Annotated in this window: 20 protein-coding genes; 9 read left to right on the top strand and 11 right to left on the bottom strand. The window is 68.5% G+C overall.

Annotated features, from left to right (window positions below; all coding sequences use genetic code 11):
* The 3 genes from CJ177_RS24950 to CJ177_RS24940 form a co-directional block, all read right to left on the bottom strand.
* Window positions 1-1,152 (bottom strand): acyl-CoA dehydrogenase family protein, encoded by a 1,152-nt coding sequence (locus CJ177_RS24950; RefSeq protein WP_095868878.1) that lies wholly within the window; start codon window positions 1,150-1,152, stop codon window positions 1-3.
* Window positions 1,137-2,177 carry an acyl-CoA dehydrogenase family protein gene (locus CJ177_RS24945; protein ID WP_061701028.1) on the bottom strand — a complete coding sequence of 347 codons (1,041 nt, stop codon included), beginning with the start codon at window positions 2,175-2,177 and terminating at the stop codon, window positions 1,137-1,139. Before CJ177_RS24945 ends, CJ177_RS24950 begins: the two co-directional genes overlap by 16 nt.
* Before the next feature lie 82 nt (window positions 2,178-2,259).
* Window positions 2,260-4,425: an acyl-CoA dehydrogenase gene (locus CJ177_RS24940; RefSeq protein ID WP_095868877.1), complete on the bottom strand. Its 2,166-nt coding sequence runs from the start codon at window positions 4,423-4,425 to the stop codon at window positions 2,260-2,262.
* Between the two features lie 94 nt (window positions 4,426-4,519).
* On the opposite strand from CJ177_RS24940, the gene kstR reads away from it, so the two are divergent.
* Both kstR and otsB read left to right on the top strand, forming a co-directional pair.
* Window positions 4,520-5,158, top strand: a complete 639-nt coding sequence (kstR, locus tag CJ177_RS24935) for a cholesterol catabolism transcriptional regulator KstR (RefSeq protein WP_005566090.1) — start codon at window positions 4,520-4,522, stop codon at window positions 5,156-5,158.
* Window positions 5,159-5,226: 68 nt separating this feature from the next.
* On the top strand, window positions 5,227-7,767 hold the full coding sequence (gene otsB, locus CJ177_RS24930; protein WP_095868876.1) for a trehalose-phosphatase: 2,541 nt from the start codon (window positions 5,227-5,229) through the stop codon (window positions 7,765-7,767).
* Window positions 7,768-7,786: 19 nt separating this feature from the next.
* On the opposite strand, the gene CJ177_RS24925 is transcribed toward otsB, so the two are convergent.
* A complete protein-coding gene (locus tag CJ177_RS24925) occupies window positions 7,787-8,875 on the bottom strand; it encodes a substrate-binding domain-containing protein (RefSeq protein WP_061043583.1) in 1,089 nt (362 codons plus the stop codon).
* A gap of 138 nt (window positions 8,876-9,013) precedes the next feature.
* On the opposite strand from CJ177_RS24925, the gene CJ177_RS24920 reads away from it, so the two are divergent.
* The 3 genes from CJ177_RS24920 to CJ177_RS24910 are packed head-to-tail and all read left to right on the top strand — an operon-like array spanning window position 9,014 to window position 11,752.
* The gene (locus tag CJ177_RS24920) at window positions 9,014-9,970 is read left to right on the top strand and encodes a metal ABC transporter solute-binding protein, Zn/Mn family (protein ID WP_095868875.1); all 957 of its coding nucleotides are present in this window, start codon (window positions 9,014-9,016) and stop codon (window positions 9,968-9,970) included.
* Window positions 9,971-9,983: 13 nt separating this feature from the next.
* Window positions 9,984-10,862: a metal ABC transporter ATP-binding protein gene (locus CJ177_RS24915; RefSeq protein ID WP_005244871.1), complete on the top strand. Its 879-nt coding sequence runs from the start codon at window positions 9,984-9,986 to the stop codon at window positions 10,860-10,862.
* Window positions 10,859-11,752, top strand: a complete 894-nt coding sequence (locus CJ177_RS24910) for a metal ABC transporter permease (RefSeq protein WP_005566094.1) — start codon at window positions 10,859-10,861, stop codon at window positions 11,750-11,752. The genes CJ177_RS24915 and CJ177_RS24910 overlap by 4 nt, the downstream gene beginning before the upstream one ends.
* 7 nt (window positions 11,753-11,759) lie before the next feature.
* Here CJ177_RS24910 and CJ177_RS24905 read toward each other — a convergent pair whose 3' ends face one another.
* From CJ177_RS24905 to CJ177_RS24890, 4 genes are all read right to left on the bottom strand, one after another.
* Entirely contained in the window at window positions 11,760-12,272 is a 513-nt protein-coding gene (locus CJ177_RS24905; protein ID WP_061701024.1) for a DUF3558 family protein, read from the bottom strand.
* 20 nt (window positions 12,273-12,292) lie between these two features.
* Complete coding sequence (locus CJ177_RS24900; protein WP_061701023.1) at window positions 12,293-12,706, bottom strand: hypothetical protein; 414 nt, start codon at window positions 12,704-12,706, stop codon at window positions 12,293-12,295.
* Between the two features lie 63 nt (window positions 12,707-12,769).
* Window positions 12,770-13,531 (bottom strand): ESX secretion-associated protein EspG, encoded by a 762-nt coding sequence (locus tag CJ177_RS24895; RefSeq protein WP_005244875.1) that lies wholly within the window; start codon window positions 13,529-13,531, stop codon window positions 12,770-12,772.
* A complete protein-coding gene (locus tag CJ177_RS24890) occupies window positions 13,528-14,682 on the bottom strand; it encodes a hypothetical protein (RefSeq protein WP_095869220.1) in 1,155 nt (384 codons plus the stop codon). The genes CJ177_RS24895 and CJ177_RS24890 overlap by 4 nt, the downstream gene beginning before the upstream one ends.
* Before the next feature lie 125 nt (window positions 14,683-14,807).
* Between CJ177_RS24890 and CJ177_RS24885 the strand changes: the two genes are divergently transcribed.
* Complete coding sequence (locus CJ177_RS24885) at window positions 14,808-15,566, top strand: LamB/YcsF family protein (protein WP_005244877.1); 759 nt, start codon at window positions 14,808-14,810, stop codon at window positions 15,564-15,566.
* A complete protein-coding gene (gene pxpB / locus CJ177_RS24880) occupies window positions 15,566-16,186 on the top strand; it encodes a 5-oxoprolinase subunit PxpB (protein WP_005244878.1) in 621 nt (206 codons plus the stop codon). The genes CJ177_RS24885 and pxpB overlap by 1 nt, the downstream gene beginning before the upstream one ends.
* 44 nt (window positions 16,187-16,230) lie before the next feature.
* Here the strand turns inward: pxpB and CJ177_RS24875 are convergent, their stop codons facing one another.
* The 3 genes from CJ177_RS24875 to CJ177_RS24865 form a co-directional block, all read right to left on the bottom strand.
* The gene (locus CJ177_RS24875) at window positions 16,231-19,512 is read right to left on the bottom strand and encodes an NAD-glutamate dehydrogenase domain-containing protein (RefSeq protein WP_095868874.1); all 3,282 of its coding nucleotides are present in this window, start codon (window positions 19,510-19,512) and stop codon (window positions 16,231-16,233) included.
* A gap of 129 nt (window positions 19,513-19,641) precedes the next feature.
* Entirely contained in the window at window positions 19,642-21,030 is a 1,389-nt protein-coding gene (locus tag CJ177_RS24870; protein WP_095868873.1) for an aspartate aminotransferase family protein, read from the bottom strand.
* Window positions 21,031-21,050: 20 nt separating this feature from the next.
* On the bottom strand, window positions 21,051-22,568 hold the full coding sequence (locus CJ177_RS24865) for a CoA-acylating methylmalonate-semialdehyde dehydrogenase (RefSeq protein ID WP_095868872.1): 1,518 nt from the start codon (window positions 22,566-22,568) through the stop codon (window positions 21,051-21,053).
* Between the two features lie 132 nt (window positions 22,569-22,700).
* Between CJ177_RS24865 and CJ177_RS24860 the strand changes: the two genes are divergently transcribed.
* Together CJ177_RS24860 and ald are read left to right on the top strand one after the other, a co-directional pair.
* A complete protein-coding gene (locus tag CJ177_RS24860) occupies window positions 22,701-24,308 on the top strand; it encodes a PucR family transcriptional regulator (protein ID WP_005244891.1) in 1,608 nt (535 codons plus the stop codon).
* 213 nt (window positions 24,309-24,521) lie between these two features.
* A complete protein-coding gene (gene ald, locus CJ177_RS24855; RefSeq protein WP_095868871.1) occupies window positions 24,522-25,619 on the top strand; it encodes an alanine dehydrogenase in 1,098 nt (365 codons plus the stop codon).
* The last annotated feature ends 38 nt before the right edge of the window (window positions 25,620-25,657 follow it).

Here is a 25,657-nt window from a genome sequence, read left to right as displayed (position 1 = left end):
CTATCGCGGGACTCGGGGAAGTTTCAGACCGGCTGTCGCGATCAGCTCGCGCATCACCTCGTTGACACCGCCACCGAACGTGATGACGAGGTTGCGCTTCACCTGCATGTCGAGCCACTTCATGAGGTCGGCGGTCTCCGGCTCGGACGGGTCGCCGTAGCGTCCGACGATCTCCTCGACGAGCCGGCCGATGCGCTGAATACGTTCGGTGGCGAACACTTTCGTCGCGGACGCGTCGGCGATGTCGACGGCGTCCGCCTCACTCGACGCCACCTGCCAGTTGAGTAGTTCGTTGAGGCGGAACGTCGCGTGGATCTCGCCGAGCGCGCGCCGCACGTCCGGCTCGTCGAGCAGTTCGTGCGCGACGGCCCAGTTGCGGATGCGGTCGTAGAGACCTCCCACCCGGCCTGCCGGTCCGAGCATGACGCGTTCGTGGTTGAGCTGGGTGGTGATCAGTCGCCAGCCCTGATTCTCTTCACCGACCAGCATGTCCGCGGGAACCCGGGCGTCGGAGTAGTAGGTGGCGTTGACGTGATGCGCACCGTCGCACGTGATGATCGGTGTCCAGCTGTAGCCAGGGTCCTTGGTGTCCATGATCAGGATGGAGATGCCGCGGTGACGCGAATCCGCCGAGCCCGTGCGGACGGCGAGCCACAGGTAGTCGGCGTCGTGACCGCCGGTGGTGAAGATCTTCTGCCCGTTGACGACGTACTCGTCACCCACGCGCACGGCCGTGGTCCGCAGCGCCGCGAGGTCGGTGCCCGCTTCCGGTTCGGTGTAGCCGATCGCGAAGTGCACCTCGCCGGCCAGGATCGCGGGAAGGAATTTGCGCTTCTGCTCCTCGGTCCCGTACTTCTGCAGCGTCGGACCCACCGTCTGCAACGTGACCGCGGGTAGCGGCACGTCGGCGCGGGTCGCCTCGTTGACGAAGATCTGCTGCTCGATCTCGCCGAAGCCGCGGCCTCCGAACTCCACCGGCCAGCCCACCCCGAGCCAGCCGTCCTTGCCCATCCGGCGGATGACCTCGCGGTAGGTGCTGCCATGGCGCTCCGTGCGCATCACCTCGGCCTCGGCCGGCGAGATCAGCCCGGAGAAGTAGCGCCTCAGTTCCGCTTGCAGCTCACGCTGCTCGTCGGTCAGATCGATGAACACCGGGCCCCCACGAGGTCGAGTCGGTACGAGGCGCCGCCCACGAGGCGGGCCAGGTCTTTGGCGGTCGAGTAGTAGCGGTGCAGCGGGTAGGTGACGTCGACGCCGATCCCGCCGTGCAGGTGGTGCAGAACCTGCATGGCGGCAGGCACTTCGGCGGCGATCCAGTACGCCATCACGTCCAGATCGTCCTGGGCGTCCAGGCCTTCGGACACCCGCCACGACGCCGCGAGCGCCGACACGTGGAGGGTGCGGGACGTGACATAGACGTCGGCGATCTGCTGCGACACGGCCTGGAACGTGGCGAGCGGCTTGCCGAACTGGTGGCGGGTCGCGAGGTGCTCTCCTGCCAGAACCGTTGCGCCCGAAAGCAGTCCGTCCGCGACCGCCCCGATCGACGCCAGGGCGATGCGGTACAGCGTCTGCACCGCGTCGTCGCCGGCCGCGAGCAGTTCGCCCCGCGCGCCGTCGAACGTGATCGCGAATTCGGGGCTCCCCGACGCCGAGGGTGTCGGCGTGAGCGTGACGCCGTCCGCGCCCGGGTCCACCAGCACCACCCCGGTGTCCGTGGGCACGAGGATCCGGTGCGCCCGCTCGGCGAACGGGACCGCGAGCACGCGCCCGGTCACGGAGTAGCCGTCCCCGTCCGCGACCGCGGTCACCGAGGGCCGTGCCGGGAACTGCGCCCCGGGTTCGGCGAGCGCCGCGGTGAACGTGCGGCCGTCGGCGAGACCGGTGAGCAGTGCGTCCTGTTGTGCGTCGTCGCCCAGTGCGACGATGGGCAGCACACCGAATCCGAGCGTTGCGAGGGCCGGGACCTGCGCCGCCTTCCGCCCGACCTCGGTGAGCAGCGCACCGACGTCGGTGACCGAGAGCCCTTCACCGCCGAGACGCTCCGGCAGTGCGAGGGTCAGCAGGTCGGCGTCGGCGAACGCGGCCCAGAGGGCGTCGCCGTCGAGGTCGCGGGCCAGCAGTCCCGCCGCGACCTGAGCCACGGCCTCCTGGGTTTCGTCTCGAGTGAAGTCCACGCTGACAATCCCACTTTCAATTTAGAACGTGTTCTAGTTGTATCACCATCCCGGACCCCGCGAAAGACCATCGCGACGCGGCTCAGCCCCGCGGTAGCCCGAGAATCCGCTCGGCCGCGACCGTCAGCAGGATCTGCGTCGTTCCGCCCGCGATGGACAGGCAGCGCGTGTTGAGGAATTCCCGCGCCAGCGGACCCTCCACCCAGCCGTCCACGCCACCGAGTTCCATCGCGAATTCCGCGACCGCCTGCCGCTGGCGGACACCGACCAACTTGCGGACACTCGATTCGGGTCCCGGGTCCTGACCGTCCAGCTGCCGGAGGGTGGTGCGCAGTTCGAGCTGCGAGCCGACGAGCGCATTACCGATGAGATGCCCGAGCTTGTAGTCGGTCACCGGGTCGCCGTCCCCCGCGAGCGCGAGCAGTTCCTCCATCGCCTCACCGAGCGAGGAGCCTCCGCCCATCACCACCCGCTCGTTCGCCAGCGTGGTGCGGGCCAGTTTCCAGCCGTCGCCGAGATTCCCGACCACCAGCTCGTCCGGCACGAACACGTCCTCGAGATACACCTCGTTGAACAGGGCGTCGCCGGTGATCTCGCGCAGCGGCGAGATGGTGATGCCGAGGCTCGTCATGTCGACGAGGAAGTAGCTGATGCCCTTGTGCTTGGGCGCGTCCCGGTCGGTGCGGGCCAGGCAGATCGCCCAGTCCGCTTCCTGCGCCCTCGACGTCCACACCTTCTGACCGTTCAGCCGCCACCCGCCGTCCACCTTCTCCGCGGACGTCCGCAGCGCCGCGAGGTCGGAGCCGGCGCCGGGTTCGCTGAACAGCTGGCACCAGATGATCTCGCCGCGCAGCGTCGGGGTCGCGAAACGCTCGATCTGCTCGGCACTGCCGTGCTCGAGGATGGTCGGCACGGCCCACCAGCCGATCACGAGGTCGGGCCTGCCGACCCCGGCGGCCGCCAGTTCCTCCTCGATCAGGATCTGCTCCGCGGCGCGCGCACCCCGCCCATAGGGCGCCGGCCAGTGCGGGGCCAGGTAGCCCGATTCCGCGAGGGCCGCGCGCCGCTCCGACTCCGGTCGCGCCACCAGCTCGGCGATCTCGGCGCGGATCTGCGCCCGCTCGTCGTCGAGCCCGGACAGGTCGATCGACAGGTGCCTGCGAGCACCGGCGCGCGTCAGTTCCGTGACCCGCGCCCGCCAGCGGGCGGAGCCGCCGAGCAGCTGTCGCAGCGACGTCGCCCGGCGCAAGTAGAAGTGCGCGTCGTGTTCCCAGGTGAAGCCGATCCCACCGAGCACCTGGATGCAGTCCTTGGCGGTCTCGACGGCGGCGTCGAGCGTGAGCGACGCCGCGACCGCGGCCGCGACCGGAAGCTCGCCGCCGCCCGCGCCCCACGCGTCCTCCGCCGCCACGGCCGCATCCCACGCCGCCGCGCCGGACTGTTCGACGCGGCACAGCATCTCCGCGCACAGATGCTTGATCGCCTGGAACGATCCGATCGGTTTGCCGAACTGCTCGCGAATCTTGGCGTACTCCACCGCCGTTCGCAGACACCAGGCCGCGATCCCGGACGCCTCCGCCGCGGCGAGTGTCGCGGCGAGGTCGGGCACGAGCCCGTCCGGCACCCCCGCGAGCACCCGGTCGGCCGCGATCGCCACACGATCGCACCGCACCCGCGCGAGCGGGCGGCTCTTGTCGATCGTGTCGGCGACCGTGATGTCCAGGCCGTCGGATTCGCCGTCGACCAGACACCACACGACGCCGTCGCCCGCGTCGGCAGGCAGCAGCACGGTCACCCCCGTGTCACCGCCGATCGCGAAGCCCGCATCGCCGGTGAGCGTCAGCCCGCCGTCGGCCGCGAGGGTCGCGTTCACCGGGGAGTTGCTGCCGAGAGCCACCGAGCACGGCATCGCGCCGTCGGCGAGGTCCTCGGACCACCGTTTCGCGGCGGCGCCGGAGCTGCGGCCGACGACGAGCGCGGCGAGAGCGGTCGAGAGAACAGGACCCGGGACGAGTTCAGTCGCGGCCTGTTCGAGCATCGCGGCGAGATCGACGATCTCCGCTCCCGACCCACCGACCTCGTCGGGCACGGCGACCGAGAAAATTCCGAGCGAGGCGAAGGACGGCCACGACGTACGCCACGAATCTGCTGGTCCTTGCCGTACTGTGACCAGCGGGTCCGTGGACCGCGCCCAAGCCTGGATCGAACCCGCTGCAGCCCTCTGTTCCTCGGTGGTGGCGATTGTCACAACGGGTATCCGCCTCTCCTGAATGACACATTCGTCTAGAACGTGTTCTAATATGACACCTGGCCATGAGTCAAGGCGCGAAGGAAAACAGGTAATGACGACCAGCTCTCGATCACGGTCCACGACGGTCGCTGCGGCGACGCTGGGCGAGGACGATCTCAGTTCCAACGCGCAGAAGGAACGGCGCAAGCGGATCCTCGACGCGACCCTGGCCCTGGCCTCCAAGGGCGGATACGAAGCCGTGCAGATGCGGGCCGTCGCCGAACGCGCCGACGTCGCCGTAGGGACGCTGTACCGCTACTTCCCGTCCAAGGTGCACCTGCTGGTGTCGGCGCTCGCCCGCGAGTTCGAGCGGATCGACTCGCGGGGAAAGAACCCGCCGGGCCGGAACCCGCTCGAGCGGATGCAGCTGATCCTCAGCCAGATCACCCGGGCCATGCAGCGCGATCCACTGCTGACCGAGGCCATGACGCGCGCCTTCATGTTCGCCGACGCGTCCGCCGCCGCCGAGGTCGATCAGGTGGGCAAGCTGATGGACCGTCTGTTCGCCCGCGCGATGACGGACACCGAGCCCACCGAAGACCAGTTGGCCGTCGCCCGCGTCATCTCCGACGTGTGGCTGTCGAACCTGGTGGCCTGGCTCACCCGCCGCTCGTCCGCGACCGATGTCGCGAATCGCCTCGAACTCACCGTCGAACTGCTGCTCGGTGACGGAAGCCGCAGACCCGAATAGGACGCGATCGGGGCACAGCCCCGGCCGACAACGCGCTCACAGCCGTCACATCCCCTAGATTTGAACATGTGAGCGCCCATGATCTGCCCATCGAACTTCGTCGTGCCCTCTCGCGGGTTGCGCGGACCCCTCGTCTGCTCGTCGCTTCCGATTACGACGGCACGATGGCCCCCATCGTCTCCGACCCCGAGAAGGCGTTCCCCCACGCCGAATCGGTGCGCGCTCTCCGCGCCCTGGCCAGCCTCGCCGGAACGACGGCGGCCGTGATCTCGGGCCGGGCACTCAAGGACCTCGCCGCGCTGTCGCGGCTGCCCGCCGAGGTTCAACTGGTCGGCAGCCACGGCTCGGAATTCGACATCGGGTTCATCCATGCGATCGACGCCGACGCCAAGAAACTTCTCGGTGAGATCACCGAGGAACTCACCCGGATCGCCGCGCTGCACGCCGGCACGTCGGTGGAAGCGAAGCCGGCGAGCGTCGCCCTCCACGTCCGCAACGCCGACGCGGAGGAAGGCGCCCTGGCCCTGGCCGCCGTGCGCGCCGACGCCGGACAGCGCGTGGGTGTGCAGATCACCGAGGGCAAGTCCGTCATCGAACTGGCCGTCGTCGCGACCGACAAGGGTCATGCGCTCGACCTGATCCGCCACCAGGACGGTGCGACGGCAGCCGTCTTCGTCGGCGACGACGTCACCGACGAGAAGGCTTTCGCCCGTCTCCAGGGCCCCGACCTCGGCGTGAAGGTGGGCCCCGGCGAGAGTCTCGCCGAATTCCGGGTGTCGACCACCGAAGACGTGGCCGCGGCCCTCGCGTTCCTGCTCGAGGAGCGCCGCACCTGGCTGTCCGGGGCACACGCGCCGCCGATCGAGCGCCTCACCATGCTCGCCAGCCCGCGGACCGTCGCCCTCGTCACCCCCGACGCGACTCTCACCTGGCTGTGTCATCCCGAACCCGACTCGGCGTCCGTGTTCGCGCACCTGCTCGGCGGACCGGAAGCCGGCCACTTCAGCGTCGGCCCGCACCGCAGCGCGCTGCCGCTGAGCCAGCGGTACATCGACAGCACCATGACCGTGCAGACACGGTGGGCCAGCCTGTCCGTCACCGACTACCTGCCGCACGACGTCCGCCAGGGCCGCACCGACCTGACCCGGGTGATCAGCGGGCAGGCCGCCGCCGTCGTGACGTTCGCACCGCGGCCCGAGTTCGGGCAGGGCCAGGTCATCCTCGAGGCAGTATCCGAGGGGCTGCGGGTGCACGGCACCAACGAGCCGATCGTGCTGCGCTCCCCCGGCGTGCAGTGGAACGTCACGTCCGACGGCAACCAGCAGACCGCGCACGCCGTCGTCGACCCGTCCGGCGGCGACGTCGTCCTGGAATTGCGGTGCGGCACCGAAGAACTCGGACCGTCGGAGACGCCCGAGCAGGAGCGCCGCGCACTGGCCGAATCGTACTGGTCGGACTGGGCGAAGAGCCTCACCCTGCCCACGCTCAAACCCGACCTGATGAAGCGCTCCGCGCTCACCCTCCGCGGCCTGGTGCACGTCGACTCCGGAGCGATCATGGCGGCGGCCACCACCTCGCTGCCCGAGGAGATCGGCGGCGTCCGCAACTGGGACTACCGCTACTGCTGGCTGCGTGACGCGGCGCTCACCGCGTCCGCGCTCGTCAGTCTCGGATCCCTCAGCGAGGCCGAGGGCTACCTCGACTGGGTGCACGACGTCCTCGAGACGCTGCCTGGCCCCGAACGCCTGCACCCCCTCTACACGCTGCACGGTGGCGGTCTGCCGCCCGAGGCCGTCATCGACTCGCTGCCCGGCTACGCGGGCTCGCGGCCGGTCCGCATCGGCAACGCGGCCAACCAGCAGGTGCAACTCGACGTGTTCGGGCCCATCGTCGAACTCATCCACGACCTGTCCCACGCCCGCGAGAAGCAGGGCGCCCTGGTGCCGCTCAACGACCGCGACTGGGAACTGGTCTGCGCCATGGTCGAGGCCGTCGAACGTCGCTGGTTCGAACCCGACCACGGCATCTGGGAGATCCGCGACAACCCGCGTCACCACGTGTACTCGAAGGTGATGGGCTGGGTCACCGTCGACCGTGCGGTGGCGCTGGCCGAGCACTTCGGCCGCGACATCGAGCCCGGCTGGACGCCGTTGCGCGACAAGATCGCCGAGGAGGTGCGCGAGAAGGGCTGGAAGGACGAGGTCCGCTCGTACACCGCCGCCTACGACGGCACCGACCTCGACGCCGCCACCCTGTACATCGGGCTGTCCGGGCTGATCGACCCGTCGGACGAGAAGTTCGCGGCCACCGTCACGGCCACCGAGGCGGAACTGCGCAGCGGTTCGACCGTGTACCGGTACCACCATGACGACGGACTGCCCGGCACCGAGGGCGGGTTCCACCTCTGCGCGGCGTGGCTGGTCGAGGCGTACCTGCTGATCGGTCAGCGGTCGCAAGCGGAGGCGTTGTTCGCGCAACTCGTCGACGCCGCCGGGCCGACCGGACTGCTCAGCGAGGAGTACGACCCCGTCGCCGAGCGGTCACTGGGTAACCACCCCCAGGCGTACAGCCACCTGGGACTGCTGCGCTGCGCTCAGCTGCTGGCCTAGCGTGTGTGGGATGGCCGGGTCAGCGCTTGGCGGGCCCGGCCGTCGAACCCCGCAGCAGTTCGGTTTCGAGCATCTCGACGGTCGCGACGCCGGAGTGCGACGGGGACATGAGCAGGGCGCCTGCCCGGCGCCCCTTCTCCTCCTGGGGTTGCCGCACGGTGGTCAGGCCCTCGCGCAGTGCGTCGTCGACTCCGTCGAATCCGGTGATCGAGAGCCGGCCGGGCACGTCGATGCCCTGCCAGCGCGCCCAGTCCAGCGCGCCGAGCGCGAGGACGTCGGTGGTGCACACGAGCGCGGTGATCCGCGGATTCACGCCCAGTGCCTGCGCGGCAGCGGCGTGCCCCGACTTCCCGGTGTGCTCGAACCGCTCGACGACGGTCAGCGTCCGAGGGTCCAGGCCGGCGTCGGACATGGCGTCGCGCACTCCCTCGATGCGTTCGCGCTGGACGTGGAAGTTCGGTGACCGCAAACGCTCGGCGTCGGCGACCCCATCCGAGCGGTCACGCCCCAGCCTCATGCTCAGCACGCCGATGTCGCGGTGGCCGAGCCCGATCAGATAGTCCGCGAGGCCCCGCATCGCGCCGCGGTCGTCGATGCCGACGAGCGACGCCCCCGGGATCTCCCGCGGCTGATCGCACACGACCATCGGCAGGTGACGCTCGCACACCGCCGCGAGATACGGGTCGTCGTCCGCCACCGAGTACACGACGAACCCGTCGACGCCCGCCTGCTGCACGACCGCGGCGGCGTCCGCCTCCTCGCGACCCGGGCCCGCCGGAATCAGCAGCAGACCCTGCCCGGCCGCCTCGCACGACTCGGCCAGTCCGGACAGAAAGCTCATCGCGGCGGGGTCGCGGAAGGAGTAGCTGAGGGCCTCGGTGAGCAGCAGTCCCACGGCACCGGCCTTGCGGGTGCGCAGGGAGCGGGCCACCGGGTCCGGGCCGGGATAGCCGCGGCGCTTGGCCGCCTGCAGCACCCGGTCGCGGAGTTCCGCGGAGAGTTGATCCGGCCGGTTGTAGGCGTTCGACACCGTCGTGCGCGAAATGTTGAGCTCGGCCGCGAGCGACGCCAGCGTGGCTTGGCGACGAGGCTGTCGAGACCTGGGCATAGGGGGACGTTAGTACCTGGCCCGCGTTCGGGCGCGTCGGGGCTGCACCGAAAGTGCACTACCAGGACCTATCCGCTAAAGTGCAACGGTAACGGTTTCCAATAGCGTTTAGCGTTCGTCTTCGGTCAGGAGTTTTCTGTGCGCGCTTCCTCAGGTTTTCGTGCCGCCACGGCGGCCGTCGGGCTGTCGTTCGCCGCGGCCCTCACCCTCACCGCGTGCAGCTCCGACACGACCGGCGACGGCACGCTGACCGTCGTCGCGTCGACGAACGTGTGGGGCAGCGTCGCGCAGGCCGTCGCCGGCGACAAGGTGGACGTCACCTCGATCATCACCGAACCGTCGTCCGACCCGCACTCGTTCGAGGCGAGCCCCACCGACGCCGCCACGCTCACCGACGCCTCCCTGATCGTCTACAACGGCGGCGGGTACGACCACTTCGTCGACGACATCATCGGCACCGGCAACAGCGACCAGCTCACGGTCAACGCGTTCGACCTCCTCGAGGGCGGCGCGCACGCGGGCGAGGACGAGCACTCGGACGGTGGCGACTCGCACGAGGGCCACGACCACGGCGACGTGAACGAACACGTCTGGTTCGACGTCGACACCGTCGACGCCACCGCGCAGTCCATCGCGGACAAGCTCGGCCAACTCGACCCCGACAACGCCGACGCCTACAAGGCCAACGCCGCCACCTTCCACGGTCAGCTCGAGCAGATCTCCGCGATCACCGACGGCATCGCGGCAGCGCACAAGGACGCACCCGTCGCCCAGACCGAACCGATCGCCTACTACCTGCTGCAGTCCGCGGGCCTGAAGGACGTCACCCCGCCCGACTTCACGAGCGCCATCGAGAACGGCAACGACCCCGCACCCGCCGCCATCGCCGCGACACGACAGCTGCTCACCGACAAGCAGGTGCAGGCCCTCGTCTACAACGTGCAGACGCAGGACCGGGTCACCCAGGACGTGCGGGCCACGGCCGAGTCAGCGGGTATCCCCGTCGTCGAGGTGACCGAAACCCTGCCCGAAGGCCTGGACTACATTCAGTGGCAGACCAACACCGCCGAGTCGCTTGCTGCGGCTCTGCAATAGAACTGATCGGCTTGTGACAGAACCCACTTCGAAGAACGCCGGCAACGGTCGCGTCCCCGCACTGGAATTGACGGGGGCGCGACTGTCCTTCGGCGAACGCACACTCTGGCAGGACCTCGACCTCACCGTGGAACCCGGCGAATTCGTCGCCGTCCTCGGACCCAACGGGTCGGGCAAGACGTCGCTGCTGAAGGTGCTGCTCGGCCAGCTCGCCCTCAGCTCCGGTACCGCGCGCATCGCCGGATCCCCGGCGCGGAAGGGCAATTCGCACGTCGGGTACATCCCTCAGCAGAAGTCGCTCGACGACGGGCTGCCGCTGCGGGGCCGCGACCTCGTCGGGCTCGGCGTCGACGGCCACCAGTGGGGAACCGGCATCCTCCGGCGAGGCCGGCGCCGGGCGATCGTCGACGCCGCCATCGCCGAAGTCGGCGCCCAGAACTACGCGGACGCACCGATCGGTTCCATGTCCGGCGGTGAGCAGCAACGACTGCGAATCGCGCAGGCCCTCGTCGGCAACCCGCAGATCCTGCTGTGCGACGAACCGCTGCTCAGCCTCGACCTGGCCAACCAGAATCTCGTGTCGGGACTCATCGACCGGCGGCGCCGCACCCACGACACCGCGGTGCTGTTCGTCACCCACGAGATCAACCCGATCCTCCCCCTCGTCGACCGCGTGCTCTACCTCGTCGACGGACAGTTCCGCATCGGCAAACCCGAAGAGGTCATGACGTCGGAAGTGCTGTCCGAGCTGTACCGCACCGACGTCGAGGTGCTGCACGTACGCGGCCGCCTCGTCGTCATCGGCACCGGCGACGCCATCGACGCGCTCGGCAGCGCGGGCGGCCTCCGCCCCGGTGAGGGTGTGCACCACACGGACGAGGGACACGCATGAGCAACAAATTCACCGACGCGATGTCGCACATGTTCGACGTCTCGGCCACCGTCGACCTCCTGCAGTACGACTTCGTCCAGCAGGCATTGATCGCCGGCGCAATCCTCGGCCTGCTGGCAGGAGCCATCGGCCCGCTGATCGTGAGCAGGCAGATGTCGTTCGCCGTGCACGGCACGAGCGAGCTGTCGCTGACCGGCGCGTCGGCGGCCCTGCTCATCGGAGTCAGCGTCGGGGCCGGCGCCATCGCCGGGTCGGTGGTCGCGGCGGTCCTGTTCGGGCTGCTCGGCGCGAAGGCCCGCGACCGCGACTCCGTGATCGGCGTGATCATGGCGTTCGGACTCGGTCTGTCGGTGCTGTTCATCTGGTCGTACCAAGGGCGCACCGGCACCAGTTTCTCACTGCTGATCGGCCAGATCGTGGCGCCCGGAGACAGCGGCCTCCAACTGCTGCTGCTCTGCGCCGTGCTGGTCATCGGGGTCCTCGGCCTCATCTACCGCCCCCTCCTCTTCGCGAGCACCGACCCCGACGTCGCCGAGGCCCGCGGCGTCCCCGTCCGTGCGCTGTCGATCGTGTTCGCCGTGCTCGTCGGCATCACAGCCGCCCTCGGCGTCCAGATCGTCGGGGCGCTGCTGGTGATGGCGCTGCTCATCACCCCCGCCGCGGCCGCCGCCTACGTCACCGCCAGCCCACTGAAGGCCACGATCCTGTCGATCGTGTTCGCCGAACTCGCCGCCGTCGGCGGCATCCTGCTGTCCCTCGCACCCGGAGTGCCCGTGTCGAGCTTCGTCACCACGATCTCGTTCGTCATCTACCTCGTGTGCCGGCTCAGCGGCTCCTCACGACGCAAGAACGCGGGACGCATCACCCCCACCCACGCACACACGCACTGAGCCGCCACTACAGGTGGTCAGGGAAATAGGGCGCCAACGTCGTCGCCACCTTCGTCGCCTGATCGCACGCCGCGTCGACTGTTGTGAAATCCTCCAACTCGCTGTACCCGATCATGAACTCGAGAATCCCCGGCTCGATCGCCACCGACACCGTGCACGCACTACCGCCGCGGAAATCCGACACCAGAGCACGCCGCCCGCCGATCTCGGTCTCACTCAGGATGTTGAAGCGGTCGTCGCTCGCGATGCCGCTGATGGATGCGCCGATCGCGGATACGACAGCTACGTAATAAGGGTCTCGAGACAAGAATCCGCACGCATGATTCGGCGGGTCATTTCGATCCGGCATCCGGTCAGGCGGGGCCGCATCGATCCTCGCCGCGGCAAGCGCTTCCGGCGAGAGGGCGTCGCATGGCTGGTAAGAAATCTCGATAGCAGGTTCTCCAGCGGGCTTCCCATCGACCGGCTGCGAGCACGCGCCGACCCCGACCACTGACAGCAGGCTCAGCGCCCCCATCATCGCGCGATATGAGTAACGCCTCACAGTTGCACTCCAACGGATCCCAATCGCGCGGCGGTTGCAGCGTCCTGCTCTTTGTAGCTCGCCAATACAGCCTCGAACATCGACTTCATGTCCGATGCGTAGGTTTCGTGAGCCAGAAACAAGCCCACCGCACTGTTGCCGAACTCGATGCCATCTCCGCCGATCGCCTTCTCATCAAACTTTCGTGCAAGTTGCCTGGCCGACTCGATGTCCTGTTCCCCCAGCCCAAGATCCGTGGCGCGAAGTTCTCGGCGCGCTCTGCCTCCGAGAAGTTTCATGCGATCCGCATGCTCCTGGCACAGCTTGATGCACTGCTCTATGCCGGCGGGGTCGAGTTCGAGCCTGCCTCCCCCGACGACGTTCTCGGTGAAAGCCTTCCATCCGGCTTCCGGTGCTTCTGGCCCCGCCATGTCGGTGTCTCCTCTGTGTGTCCTGCTGTGTCCCCACCTGTGCAATCGCCGGCGCGTGGCAATCTACCAACCGCGGGCACCGACCGAACCTGCTCGAGGAGTCGTACCGACCCTGATCAGGGTGTCGAGCGACGATACGAGCTGTTCGGGGCCTGCGGGGTGCGCGGCGGCGGGATCGTGCGGTCCGATCACGTAGCGTCCGTCGCCGGCGATGTCGATCCATTGCATGACGCCGACGTCCCTGCCGCTGCCGTAGCGAGGACCACGGAAGACCCGGATCTTCCCGCGTCCCGCGTATCCCTTCTGCACGGCGGATTCGAGTCGCGGGGCGGGGGCCACCCGATTGACCTCCTGCAGGATTCCCCGAGAGAAGTGGGTGTCCTGTTCGTCGCGCCGCTGGAACCGGCGTCGGCCTGCGGCGTTCTGCGGGATCAGCCCGATCAGTTGGGTGCCCAGTCGCCCGGCCGCACCGGCGCCGATCACGACGTCGCCACCGATCCGCGGTGCCCGGCCGGGGAGTTGCGAAGCGATCACCACCCATTGCCGGTGTTGCGCACCGATGATGCGGATCGGGGTCTCGTCGGCGGTCGAACCGGAGATCTCGACATACACCTCGGGCTCGGCGAGCACGCCCAACGCCGACCTCACATCGTCGTGTTCGGCTCCCGCGAACGCTTCGCGTATCCGGTTCTGCTCGGCGACATACGCATTGAGCCCGGGGTGCGCGCTCACGATTCGGAACGGGTACGGGATGCGGTCCTGCCCGGTACCGGCCCACAGCGCGTCGAACAGTTCTGGACGCAGCCGCCAATTGCGCATGTTCATGCGCCGATCACCGGCGGCGAGACGAGGGGCAGTGTGCCGATCAACTCGTTACCGTTGTCGAGGGTGATCAGGTAGTCGGGTGTCTTGTGTTCCTTGTCCTCGCCGCCACCCTTGGCGGCTCCTCCGCCGCCCATCATTCCCCCACCCATCGGGCCGGTACCCCGCATTCCGGCACCCGCGCGACCTCCGGCGTTGACCCCCGCGACCCCGGGTGCGGTGCCGGGCCGGGCCACGGCCCCCGGCCGGTTCCCGGCGCCGACGCCACCGCCGAGTCCGCCGACTCCCAGTCCGCCGCCACCGGAACCCACACCCACACCTGCGGATCGCGAGCCGGCACCAGCGGACGAATCGGCGCTGGGAGGCATGCCCGACCGGCTCTGCGCCTGATCCCCCGTCACCGAGGCCGGGGCCGTCGTCGCCGGTGTGGCGGCAGCCGACGGCGCGGTTGCTGCATTCTGCTGCGTGCCGTCCGCGGGTGCGCCGTCCACACCAGGCTCGCCGGACGGGTCGCTGACGGGAGCGTCGCCGGAATTCGGCTGCCCGGCGCTCGGTCCACCGAGCCGATCGCTCGAACCCGGGGTGCCGCTCGCGGAGTCGACACCGGGCCCGGCCGGACCCGCAGGAACGTCGACGATGCTCTCCGGTTTCGTGAACGACGGGACGTTGCCGTCCGAGGTCGCGAGTCCGGGGTTGTAGATCGTGGCCATTTTCTCGCGCGCTTCGCCCTCGCGCCGGTAGTACTCGTCTTCGGTGTCCGTGTCCCAGGGCGTCAACTTGTCCCACAGTCCGGTGCCGATGGTTTCGGGAACCTGCGACCGGAGCGACGCGACCGTCTCCGCCAGCGGCGTCAGCGCGTCCGCGACTCCGTGAAGCTGTGCCTGCGCCTGCGGCGCGGAGGTCGAGTACCGCTCGGTCTCGCCGTAGGCCGCCGACGCGGCTGCACCGTGCCAGCTGTCGCCGATCGTCTTCTTGATCGCGTCGCTGAACTCGACGATCGCGTCGTGGGCCGTCGTCCCCAGTTCGGTCCAGGCTCGTGCGATGCCGCTGACGTGCTCGACATTCATGCCGGCGACGGCGCTCGCGATCCTCGCGTGATCCCACTGATCCGAGTGAAAGTTCTCGGGATCCTTGATGTATGCCGGGTCGGTCACGTTTCCCCCTCCGATGGCGCAGTCCACCACGCACGGTCAATTGTTCTGACGCAGCAGGACCCTCACCGGTTCCGCCCCCGCGAGAGAATCTACAAGACGGCACTCGGAACCCTAGTATCGAATATGTGCCGGCAATCGATCTGAACAGCGACCTCGGCGAGAGCTACGGCGCCTGGACCCTCGGCGACGACCTGGCGATGCTGAAGCTCGTGACCAGCGCCAACGTGGCGTGCGGGTTTCATGCGGGCGATCCCGCGACGCTGCTGTCCACCTGTTCGGCGGCGTCCGAGCTGACAGTCCGGATCGGCGCGCAGGTGGGCTACCACGACCTCGCCGGGTTCGGACGCCGGTTCATCGACATCGTCCCACGCGACCTGACGGCCGACGTCGTCTATCAGATCGGCGCCCTCGACGGTCTCGCCCAGGTTTCCGGCTCCGCGGTGGCGTACGTGAAACCGCACGGCGCGCTGTACAACGCGATCGTCCACCACCGCGAGCAGGCCCGCGCGGTGGTCGCGGCAGTCCGCGCGTACGACGAGACGCTGCCCGTCCTCGGTCTGCCCGGTTCCGTGTTCCTCGAGGAGGCCGAGAAGGCCGGACTGCGGACGGTCACCGAGGCGTTCGCGGACCGCGCGTACACACCCGAGGGAACGCTGGTGCCGCGCACGACGGACGGGTCCGTCCTGCACGATCCCGCGGTGGTGGCCGAACGGGTCCGCAGGCTCGTCGCCGATCACACCCTCGAAGCGGTCGACGGCACGGTACTCACGGTCACCGCCGAATCAGTCTGCGTCCACGGCGATACGCCCGCAGCCGTCGAGATGGCCACCGCCATCCGGTCGTTGCTCGACACCGAGGGCATCACGGTGGAGCCGTTCGTGTGATGCGCATCCTCGACGTCGGAGAAAGCGCGGTCCTCGCCGAGTTCGAGGATCTCGGCACCGTACTCGCGCATTTTCGTGCGCTCGACAAGTCCCGGCCACCCGGGGTCGTCGAGGTGATTCCGGCGGCGCGCACCATCCTGGTGCGGTTCGACCACGGCGCGACCAGCCGTGACCGCGTCGCCAAGTGGGTGCGGACCACGGAATCGGAGGCGACGGTCGCCGAGGATGCCCCCGACGAGATCCGGATAGACGTGCGCTACGACGGTCCCGACCTCGAGGACGTGGCCGAGCTGACCGGTCTCGGTGTCGACGGCGTCGTCGCCGCACACACCGGAACACCGTGGACGGTGGCGTTCTGCGGCTTCGCACCGGGTTTCGGTTACCTCACCGGCGGCGCACCCGAGCTGCACGTCCCGCGTCGCTCGACGCCTCGGACCTCCGTCCCCGCCGGGACCGTGGCTCTGGGCGGGGAGTTCACGGGAATCTATCCCCGCAGCTCGCCCGGCGGGTGGCAACTCATCGGCACCACCGACGAACCGATCTGGGATGCCGAACGCACTCCCCCCGCCCTGCTGCGCCCCGGCGTCGTCGTGCGCTTCGCACCCGTGAGTACTTGTTAACCGCCCGACGTTAATAAGTACTCACAGGCGCGAAGCACGTTGTGTCAGTGCAGATCCGCCATCGATCGCACGTGACGCGCCGCTACCGACAGTGACGCGAGATCGTGGGTGGACGCGGCGTCGATCTCCGCCAACGTCCGGCGTGCACGCTCGATCCTCGCCCGGTTCGCATTCTCCCACAGCAGAATCCGGGAGTCCGGCGCATCGCCGGGCTCCCCCGACGACAGTACGTCCCGGGTCAGGAGCCGGACGGAGCGGTACAGGTCGTCCCGCAGCGCCACCCGGGCGAGGGTGTGCCACCGTTCACCCCGCGGAAGCGCCGACACCTTGATCAGCCACCGATCCACGCCGAGGTGATCGGAGAGGGCGAAGTAGAGCGGCGCCACCTCGGCGACGTCGTGCTCCAGTTCGCGGGCGACGTCCACGATGTCGAGCAGGCTGAACCGGTAGAGGCCGTCCGCGATACGCCGGGCGATGGACGTCTCGACGTCCGCCTCGTCGTAGGAGCGACGCGTGTCCTCCATCGCCAGCACCTCCGCGCCGCGGAGCCATCCGCCGACGTCGCCGGAATGCGTGTGGACTTCGCCCCGGAAATTGTCGATCTCGGCGTCCACCGACAGCGGCTGACGACGGTTGGCGAGGAACCACCGCGACGCCCGGTCGAGCAGCCGGCGGGCCTCGACGACCAGTTCGTACTCCGTCGCCGGTGGTAGTTTCGCCGCGGCGATGTCGGACCAGAGTTGCGCAAGCCCGAACACTTCCGATGTGATGGCGAACGCGCGCACCACATCCGCGGGCCCGGCCCCCGTCTCCTCACGCAGCCGGTACGCGTACGTGAGTCCGCCGCGGGCGAAGATGTCGTTCACGATCTCGGTGGCGAGGATCTCCTGGCGGAGGGGATGCGCGTCGACGGCGAGGACGGTGCGCAGCGCGGCCGGGAAGTACGCGCCGAGCCGTTCGGAGAAGTACCCGTCGGAGAAGACGTCCGTATCCTCGAGTTCCGCTTTCAGATCCAGCTTGGCGTGGGCGAGGAGGGTCGCCAGTTCCGGCGAGGTCAGTCCTTGCCCGGCCTCCGACAATTCGGCGAAGCCGTCGGGGTTCGGAAGCGCCTCCAGCTCGCAGTCCAGACCGCGCTTGTCGACCAGGTCGTTCACCATCCTCGAGTGCACGTCCACCATCCGGTGGGCGTTCGACCGGGCGTCGCCGAGCACCCGGTTCTGCGCACGGTTGTTGGCGAGCACGAGTTCCGACACGTCGCCGGTGAGCGCCCCGAGCAGGTCCGAGCGCCGGGCCGGGTCCAGCCGCCGGTCGACGGGCAGTGAGTCGAGCAGGATCTTGATGTTCACCTCGTGGTCCGAGCAGTCCACTCCGGCCGAGTTGTCCAGTGCATCCGTATTGACGAGCCCACCGGTCCGGGCGAACTCGATGCGGGCGAGCGCAGTCATGCCCAGGTTGCCGCCCTCGGCGACGGCCCGCGCGCGCAGCCGGCCCGCATCGATCCGGACGGTGTCGTTCGCTTTGTCACCCGCATCCGTGTGCGACTCCGACGAGGCCTTGACGTACGTCCCGACTCCGCCGTTGAACAGGAGATCCACCGGGGCGGCGAGGATGGCGCGGATCATCTCCGGCGGCGTCAACGTCGTCACCGACGGAGCGAGACCGAGCGCCGTCCGCATCTGGCTGCTCACCGGAATCGATTTGCTCTCACGCGACCAGACGCCGCCGCCTGCACTGATGAGGGTCCGGTCGTAGTCGGCCCACGACGATCGCGGCAGCTCGAACAGCCGGTAGCGTTCCTTCCAGGCCTGCTCCGTGCCGGGAGTGGGGTCGACGAAGATGTGGCGGTGGTCGAACGCGGCGACCAGCCCGATGCCGGTACTCGCCAGCATGGCGTTCCCGAAGACGTCGCCGCTCATGTCGCCGATCCCCGTCACCGTGAAACTGTCACGGTCGACATCGATACCGAGTTCGGCCAGATGCCGGGTGACGCTCACCCATGCACCCTTCGCGGTGATGCCCATCTTCTTGTGGTCGTAGCCGACCGAACCGCCGGACGCGAACGCGTCACCGAGCCAGAAGTCGTACGTCCGGGCCACGTCGTTGGCGGCGTCGGAGAACGTGGCAGTGCCCTTGTCCGCCGCCACCACGAGGTAGGGGTCGTCGCCGTCCCGGCAGACGACCCGGTCGGGATGAATCGATTCGGCTGTGTCCGAACGGTTGTCGGTGACGTCGAGCAGCCCGGAGATGAACTGGCGGTAGCAGTCCTGGCCGGTGGACGACGGGTTGCGCACGACGAATCCGCCCTTGGCGCCCGCGGGCACGATGACGGCGTTCTTCACTGCCTGCGCCTTGACGAGTCCGAGGATCTCGGTGCGGTAGTCGTCGAGGCGATCGGACCAGCGGAGCCCGCCGCGCGCGACGGGTCCGTACCGCAGGTGCACGCCCTCCATGTCCGGTGAATACACGAAGACCTCGTAGAACGGCCGCGGCCGCGGAAGCTCGTCGATCTCGGCGGAGCGGAACTTCAGCGACAACTGGGGACGAGCCGGACCGAGCGCTCCGTCCCGATAGAAGTTGGTGCGGGTCGTCGCCGCGACGAGGCCAGAGTAGGCGCGCAGGATGCGGTCGGCGTCGAGGCCCTCCACGTCGGCGAGCAGCGATTCGACTCGGCGCGCGCGCTGTTCGACCTCGTCGTCGCGGGACGTGCCGCCACCGGGACGGGATGGATCGAAATGCGCATGGAACAGATCCACGAGCGCCGACGCGAACTCGGGACGCGACAGCAGGACCGCCTCGATCCGGCCCTGGTCGTAGGGCAGAGCACTCTGCCGCAGAAAGCGGGCGTACGCGCGCAGGAGCACGACCTCCCGCCAGTCCAGGCCGGCAGCGAGCACCAGCACGTTGAACCGATCCGCCTCCGCGCGACGCGACCACATCGCACGAAAGGTCTCCAGGACAGCCTCGGGTTCGACGGATCCCGACGCCACCGCGGACGTGACGAGCGGTCCCGCGGACACCCGGAAGTCGTAGAGCCGGCACACCAGTCCGTCGGTGCGGCGGAACACCGACGTCCGCTGGTCGACGACCTCGAGGTCGAGGCTCCCGAGAAGTCGGAGCACCCGCTCGAGCGACACGGTCGAGCCTCCGCTGTAGAGCGTGACCCGGAATTGCCGGTTCTCGTTCGGTCCGACGGTGTCGACGTGCAGGTCGAATGCATCGGCACTCAATCGGTCGAGGATGGCGACGTCGGGAGCCGGTGGCCGATCCCGTTCTTCGACATAGCCTTCCGGCAGGGACAGTGCGAGCGTGGACGTGGTCGAGCTCATAGATTCTCTCCGTTGAGATCCGGGCGCCGTGTGTTTTCGTGGGAAATGAGAAAGATCCGCCCCGCGGGCGCCATTGACCGCGGGACGGATCGAGTGTCGGGACACGGGTGTGTCGGCAGACGGGGTGTGTCAGGAGTTGCGGTGCGCGTCCGCGATGTCGAGAACCGTGTCGAGGATCGCGAGCCCCTCACGGGCCTCGGCCTCGGTGACGGTGCACGGCGGCACAGCGTGAATGCGATTGAAGTTGGCGAACGGCAGCAATCCTCCTGCCTTGCACGCCGCGATCACCTCGTTCATCGCCGGACTGGAGGCGCCGTACGGAGCGAGCGGTTCCTTCGTGGCACGGTCGGCGACGAGTTCGATCGCCCAGAACACGCCGAGTCCGCGGACTTCACCGATCGACGGGTGCCGGTCGGCAAGGCCACGCAGTCCGGGACCGAGGATCTCGCTGCCGATCCGGGCCGCGTTCTCGACGATCCCCTCGTCCTCCATCGCGTTGATCGTCGCGACGGCGGCTGCAGTGGCAAGCGGATGTCCCGAATAGGTGAGCCCGCCGGGGTACGGCCGGTTGGCGAACGTCGCCGCGATCTTCTCGCTGATCGCGACACCACCGAGCGGGACGTAGCCGGAGTTGACCCCCTTCGCGAAGGTGATCAGGTCGGGAACGACACCGAAATGGTCGATCGCGAACCATTTTCCGGTCCGGCCGAACCCGGACATCACCTCGTCGGCGATGAACACGATGCCGTAGCGGTCACAGATTTCGCGGACACCGGCCATGTAACCAGGCGGGGGCACCATGATCCCCGCGGTCCCGGGAACCGATTCGAGCACGATCGCTGCGATCGAGTTCGGCCCCTCGAGGCGGATCAGCTGGTCGAGGTGCTCGAGCGCGCGCTCGGTCTCCTGCTGCTCGTTCTCCGAGTGGAACTGCGACCGGTACAGGAACGGTCCGTGGAAGTGGACGACTCCGCTGTTGCCGTAGTCGTTGGGCCACCGCCGCGGATCGCCGGTGAGGTTGATCGCCGTGTCCGTGCCGCCGTGATACGAGCGGTACCGCGACAGCACCTTGTAGCGGCCGGTGTGCAGCCGAGCCATGCGCACCGCGTGCTCGTTGGCGTCGGCGCCACCGTTGGTGAAGAACACCTTGTTCAGGTCACCCGGGGTCCGCTCGGCGATCAGCCGCGCGGCCTCGGAGCGGGCGTCGTTCACGTACTGCGGTGCGATGGTGCACAGCTTCGCGGCCTGGTCCTGGATGGCGGCAACGACTTTGGGGTGCTGGTGCCCGATGTTCGTGTTGACGAGCTGGGACGAGAAGTCGAGCATGCGGTTCCCGGCACCGTCCCACACGTACGAACCCTCGGACGCGAGGATCGTCATCGGGGTGATCTGCTCCTGCGCGGACCACGAGTGGAACACGTGCGCGCGGTCGAGGGCATACGCGCGCTCCCCTTCGGCACGGGCCGCGTCGAGGGACTGACCGGTGGGCAAGAGTTCCTGGGAGACTGTCGTCGTCATGACCGTAGGTCCTTTCCGGCTCAGTTGTTCTGGGGGAATCCGAGGTTGAGGCCGCCGTGGCTGGGGTCGAGCCAGCGGGTGGTGACGACCTTGCCGCGGGTGAAGAAGTGGACGCCTTCGGTGCCGTGGGCGTGGGTGTCGCCGAAGAGGGAGTTCTTCCAGCCGCCGAAGCTGTAGTAGGCCATGGGGACGGGGATGGGGACGTTGATGCCGACCATGCCGACCTCGACCTCGTTCTGGAACCGTCGGGCGGCGCCGCCGTCGTTGGTGAAGATGGCGGTGCCGTTGCCGAATTGGCTGGAGTTCACCAGTTCCAGGGCCTCGTCGTAGGAGTCGACGCGGATGACGGAGAGGACGGGTCCGAAGATTTCGTCGGTGTACACACTCATGTCGGTGGTGACGTGGTCGATCAGGGTGGGGCCGAGCCAGAACCCGTCCGCACCGCCATGTGCGTGCACGGTGCGGCCGTCGACGACGATGGTGGCCCCGTCGTTTTCGCCGGCGTCGATGTAGGAGGCGACCTTGTCGCGGTGCACCTTGGTCACCAGCGGGCCCATGTCGGAGTCGCGGGTGCCGTCGCCGATCTTCAACGTGTCGGTGCGCTCTTTGATCTTGGTCACGAGTTCGTCGGCGATGTCGCCGACCGCGACCAGGGCGGAGATGGCCATGCAGCGTTCGCCGGCGGAGCCGAAGCCGGCGTTGACCATGGCGTCGGCGGCGAGGTCGAGGTCGGCGTCGGGCAGGACGATGGCGTGGTTCTTCGCCCCACCCAGGGCTTGGACGCGTTTGCCGTGGGCGGTGCCGGTGGCGTAGACGTACTGGGCGATGGGGGTGGAGCCGACGAAGCTGATGGCCTTGATGGCGGGGTGGGTGAGGAGTTCGTCGACGGCGGTCTTGTCGCCTTGGAGGACGTTGAAGACGCCGGCGGGGAGTCCGGCTTCGGCCCAGAGTTCGGCCATCCAGATCGCGGCGGTCGGGTCCTTCTCGGACGGTTTGAGGACGACGGTGTTGCCGGCGGCGATGGCGATGGGGAAGAACCACATCGGGACCATGGCGGGGAAGTTGAACGGGGAGATGATGCCGACCGGGCCGACGGGCTGGCGGAGGGAGGAGACGTCGATGTTGGTGGAGGCGTTTTCGGTCATGCCGCCCTTGAGTAGGTGTGCGATGCCGCAGGCGAATTCGACGACCTCCTGGCCGCGGCTCACCTCACCCAATGCGTCGGAGACGACCTTGCCGTGTTCGGCGGTGATGATTTCCGCCAACTCGCCCTTGCGGGCGTTGAGCAGTTCCCGGAATGTGAAGATCACCTGGGTGCGCTTGGCGAGGGAGGTGTCGCGCCAGGCGGGGAACGCGGCGGCGGCGGCGTCGATGACGGCGCGGGCGTCCTCGACGCCGGCCAGGGCGACCTGACCGGTGACGGCACCGGTCGCCGGGTTCGTCACCGGAGCGGTGTTACCGCTCGTACCCGTGAAACTCTTGTTGTCGAACCAGTGTGGGATGGTCCGGGTCTGCGCTGCGCCATCGCTGTGTGTCATGGGTGTCCTTACCGAGAGAGCCGATACGCGGAAACTCCGCGCGAAGTGCGATGTCTTCACTCTGGTCCGCCGACAAGGCGCTGAAGCCCGACGTTCTGTAAGGAAATACGACTTCTGATTTACACTGTGTAAATGCAGCCCACCATCGTCGACATCCTGGCGCTCCCGGTCGTGCAGGCGGGAACACCCGAGGTGATCGGCGGCGGACCGCTCGACAGGCCGGTGCGTTGGGTGCACGTCAGCGATCTACCCGACTTGTCGAATCTCCTCCAGGGTGGCGAACTCGTCCTCACCACCGGCCAGCCGCTCGCGGACGACTCGTCGAGCGTGGCGTACCTGGAGGGACTGGCGGCGGCGGGCGCAGCCGGACTCGTCGTCGAACTCGGCGTCCACGTCGACACCGTGCCGGAAGGAGTAGCGCGCGCCGCCGACAGACTGTCGTTTCCCGTCATCGCACTGCACCGCCAGATCCGGTTCGTCGAGGTCACCGAGGAAGTGCACCGATCGATCGTCGCGGAGCAGTACGACGAGGTCGCGTTCGCCCGGCACGTGCACGAGGTCTTCACCGACCTGAGCATGAAGCGGGCGTCGCTCGGTGAGATCGTCGACGCCGCGGCCGGCATGCTCGGCGCCCCGATCGTGCTCGAGGACCTCAACCGGCAGGTACTGGCCTTCGCGGCGCAGGGAACCACGGCGGCGGATCTCCTCGCCGAGTGGGAACGTCGGTCGCGGCTGACGCCCGTGTCGCATCAGACCGCGATCGACGGCCCGGAGTCGTGGACGACGACGCCGGTCGGCGCGCATCGGCAGGAGTGGGGACGACTCGTCGCCCCTCGCCCCGTCGCCGCCGAAGGTCGGGCGCGGATGACCCTCGAGCGTGCCGCGCAGGCGCTCGCGCTGAACCGCATGGTCGAGCAGGACCGGACCGCGCTCGAGCAGCAGGCCCAGAGCGGGCTCATCGACGAACTCCGCCGCGGACGCATCCAGGACGAGGCCGAGGCGACGGCGCGCGCCCATGCGCTCGGCCTCCGGCCGGCACTGACCTACCTGCCGATGACGGTCCGGGTCAGCGAAACCGCCAGCGCCGACCAGGTTCTCGCGCAGCGGCGACGTGTGAACATGCTGGACGCCGTCCGCCACGCTGTCCGGACGTCGCGGCAAACCGCACTCACCGCGAACACCCGCGCCGGACAGATCGACCTGCTCCTGTCGCATCCGCCGGCGTCCACACCCGACGCGCTGTCCGAACTCTGTGCGGCGATCCGTGCCGCGCTCACCCGGCTGGACGGCGTCCTCCATTGCACGATCGGCGTCGGTCCCGAATCGACCCGGCTCCTGGACGCCGCGGGCGGCCTGACGGAATCCGCTCACATCGCCGAGGTCGCGCTGTCGTTGCCACCGGGCGACAAGGTCTTTCACCGAGCGGCCGACATCCGGTTGCGCGGGCTGCTCGCCCTCATCCGGACCGATCCGCGGGTGCAGGCCTTCGCCGAGACCGAACTCCGTGGCCTGCTGGAACATCAGGCGCGACACGGCGGCGACAGTGTCGACGTCCTGCGCAGCTTCCTCGAACTCGGTGGCAACAAGACCGAACTCGCGAAACAGCTCCACCTCTCTCGCCCCACGCTCTACGCGAAACTGGCCACGATCCAGCGACTGCTCGGTGTCGACCTGGACGACGCCGAGTCCCGGACGTCGCTGCACACGGCCATGCTGATCCTGCGGCTCCGCCACCCGTGAGTACTTGTTAACGGCGGGCGGTTAATAAGTACTCACGGGGCGAAGCCACTCTCCGAACATCGTTCGACGACGACCGGCTAGGGGCGCCGGCATTCGAATAGTCGCGAGCCAGTACCTCAATGTCGAGAATTATCTTCACAACTGTTGGCAGGAATAGATGCTTTCTTCACTATTGGCACCTACCAATCGAATTTCCGACAGCACGGAGCTCTCATGAAGATCGGCATCCCCCGCGAGATCAAGAACCACGAATACCGCGTGGCCATCAGCCCCGCCGGTGTCCACGAACTCAGCGAACGCGGCCACGAAGTCATCATCGAATCCGACGCCGGCATCGGCTCGTCCTTCGCCGACGAAGACTTCAAAGCCGCAGGCGCCCAAATCCTCCAGGCCGCCGACCAGGTATGGGACACCGCCGACCTGCTCCTGAAGGTCAAAGAACCCATCGCCGAGGAATACGCGCGCCTGCGCCAAGACCAGGTGCTCTTCACCTACCTGCACCTCGCCGCATCCAAGGACTGCACCGACGCCCTGCTCGCGTCGAAAACCACCGCCATCGCCTACGAAACCGTCGTCGGCGCCGACGGCTCCCTCCCCCTGCTCGCCCCGATGAGCGAGGTCGCCGGACGCCTCGCCCCACAGGCCGGCGCCTACCACCTCATGCGCCAGGGCGGCGGCCGCGGCGTCCTGATGGGCGGCGTCCCCGGCGTCCGCCCGGCCAAGGTCGTCGTCATCGGCGCCGGCGTCTCCGGCCGCAACGCCACCGCCGTCGCCTACGGCATGCAGGCCGACGTCACCGTCCTCGACCTGTCCATCGCCCGCCTCCGCGAGATCGACGCCCAGTACCACGGCCAGGTCAAAACCATCACCTCCAACAGCCTCGAACTCGAACAGGCCGTCGAGGGCGCCGACCTCGTCATCGGCGCCGTCCTCGTCCCCGGCGCCAAGGCCCCCACCCTCGTCTCCAACAACCTCGTCTCGCGGATGAAGCCCGGGTCGGTGCTCGTCGACATCGCCATCGACCAGGGCGGCTGCTTCGAGGACTCGAAACCCACCACCCACGCCGAACCCACCTACCAGGTCCACGACTCCGTCTTCTACTGCGTCGCCAACATGCCCGGCGCCGTCCCCCGCACCTCCACCTACGCGCTCACCAACGCCACCCTCCCCTACGTCGTCACCCTCGCCGACAAGGGCTGGAAAGACGCCACCGCGACCGTCCCCGGACTCGCCGAGGGACTGTCCACCCACGACGGACAACTGCTCTCCGCCGAAGTCGCTGCCGCCCACGGCTACACCGCAGTCTCCTGAGCGACTGATCCGACGAGAGCGTATCCGGCGGACCTGCG

The sequence above is a fragment of the Rhodococcus sp. ACPA1 genome, from assembly GCF_002300195.1.
GTDB lineage: Bacteria > Actinomycetota > Actinomycetes > Mycobacteriales > Mycobacteriaceae > Rhodococcus_F > Rhodococcus_F opacus.
Note: the sequence above shows the minus strand (reverse complement) of the source record. Positions and strands in the feature narration are given on the sequence as shown.

Bases quoted from the DNA above. Each gene is read 5' to 3' on its own strand.
- kstR (WP_005566090.1), top strand. From the start codon at position 4,520: ATGACGACCAGCTCTCGATCACGGTCCACGACGGTCGCTGCGGCGACG.
- CJ177_RS24925 (WP_061043583.1), bottom strand. From the start codon at position 8,875: ATGCCCAGGTCTCGACAGCCTCGTCGCCAAGCCACGCTGGCGTCGCTC.
- CJ177_RS24910 (WP_005566094.1), top strand. From the start codon at position 10,859: ATGAGCAACAAATTCACCGACGCGATGTCGCACATGTTCGACGTCTCG.
- CJ177_RS24905 (WP_061701024.1), bottom strand. From the start codon at position 12,272: ATGATGGGGGCGCTGAGCCTGCTGTCAGTGGTCGGGGTCGGCGCGTGC.
- CJ177_RS24900 (WP_061701023.1), bottom strand. From the start codon at position 12,706: ATGGCGGGGCCAGAAGCACCGGAAGCCGGATGGAAGGCTTTCACCGAG.
- CJ177_RS24895 (WP_005244875.1), bottom strand. From the start codon at position 13,531: ATGAACATGCGCAATTGGCGGCTGCGTCCAGAACTGTTCGACGCGCTG.
- pxpB (WP_005244878.1), top strand. From the start codon at position 15,566: ATGCGCATCCTCGACGTCGGAGAAAGCGCGGTCCTCGCCGAGTTCGAG.
- CJ177_RS24875 (WP_095868874.1), bottom strand. From the start codon at position 19,512: ATGAGCTCGACCACGTCCACGCTCGCACTGTCCCTGCCGGAAGGCTAT.
- CJ177_RS24870 (WP_095868873.1), bottom strand. From the start codon at position 21,030: ATGACGACGACAGTCTCCCAGGAACTCTTGCCCACCGGTCAGTCCCTC.
- CJ177_RS24865 (WP_095868872.1), bottom strand. From the start codon at position 22,568: ATGACACACAGCGATGGCGCAGCGCAGACCCGGACCATCCCACACTGG.
- CJ177_RS24860 (WP_005244891.1), top strand. From the start codon at position 22,701: ATGCAGCCCACCATCGTCGACATCCTGGCGCTCCCGGTCGTGCAGGCG.
- ald (WP_095868871.1), top strand. From the start codon at position 24,522: ATGAAGATCGGCATCCCCCGCGAGATCAAGAACCACGAATACCGCGTG.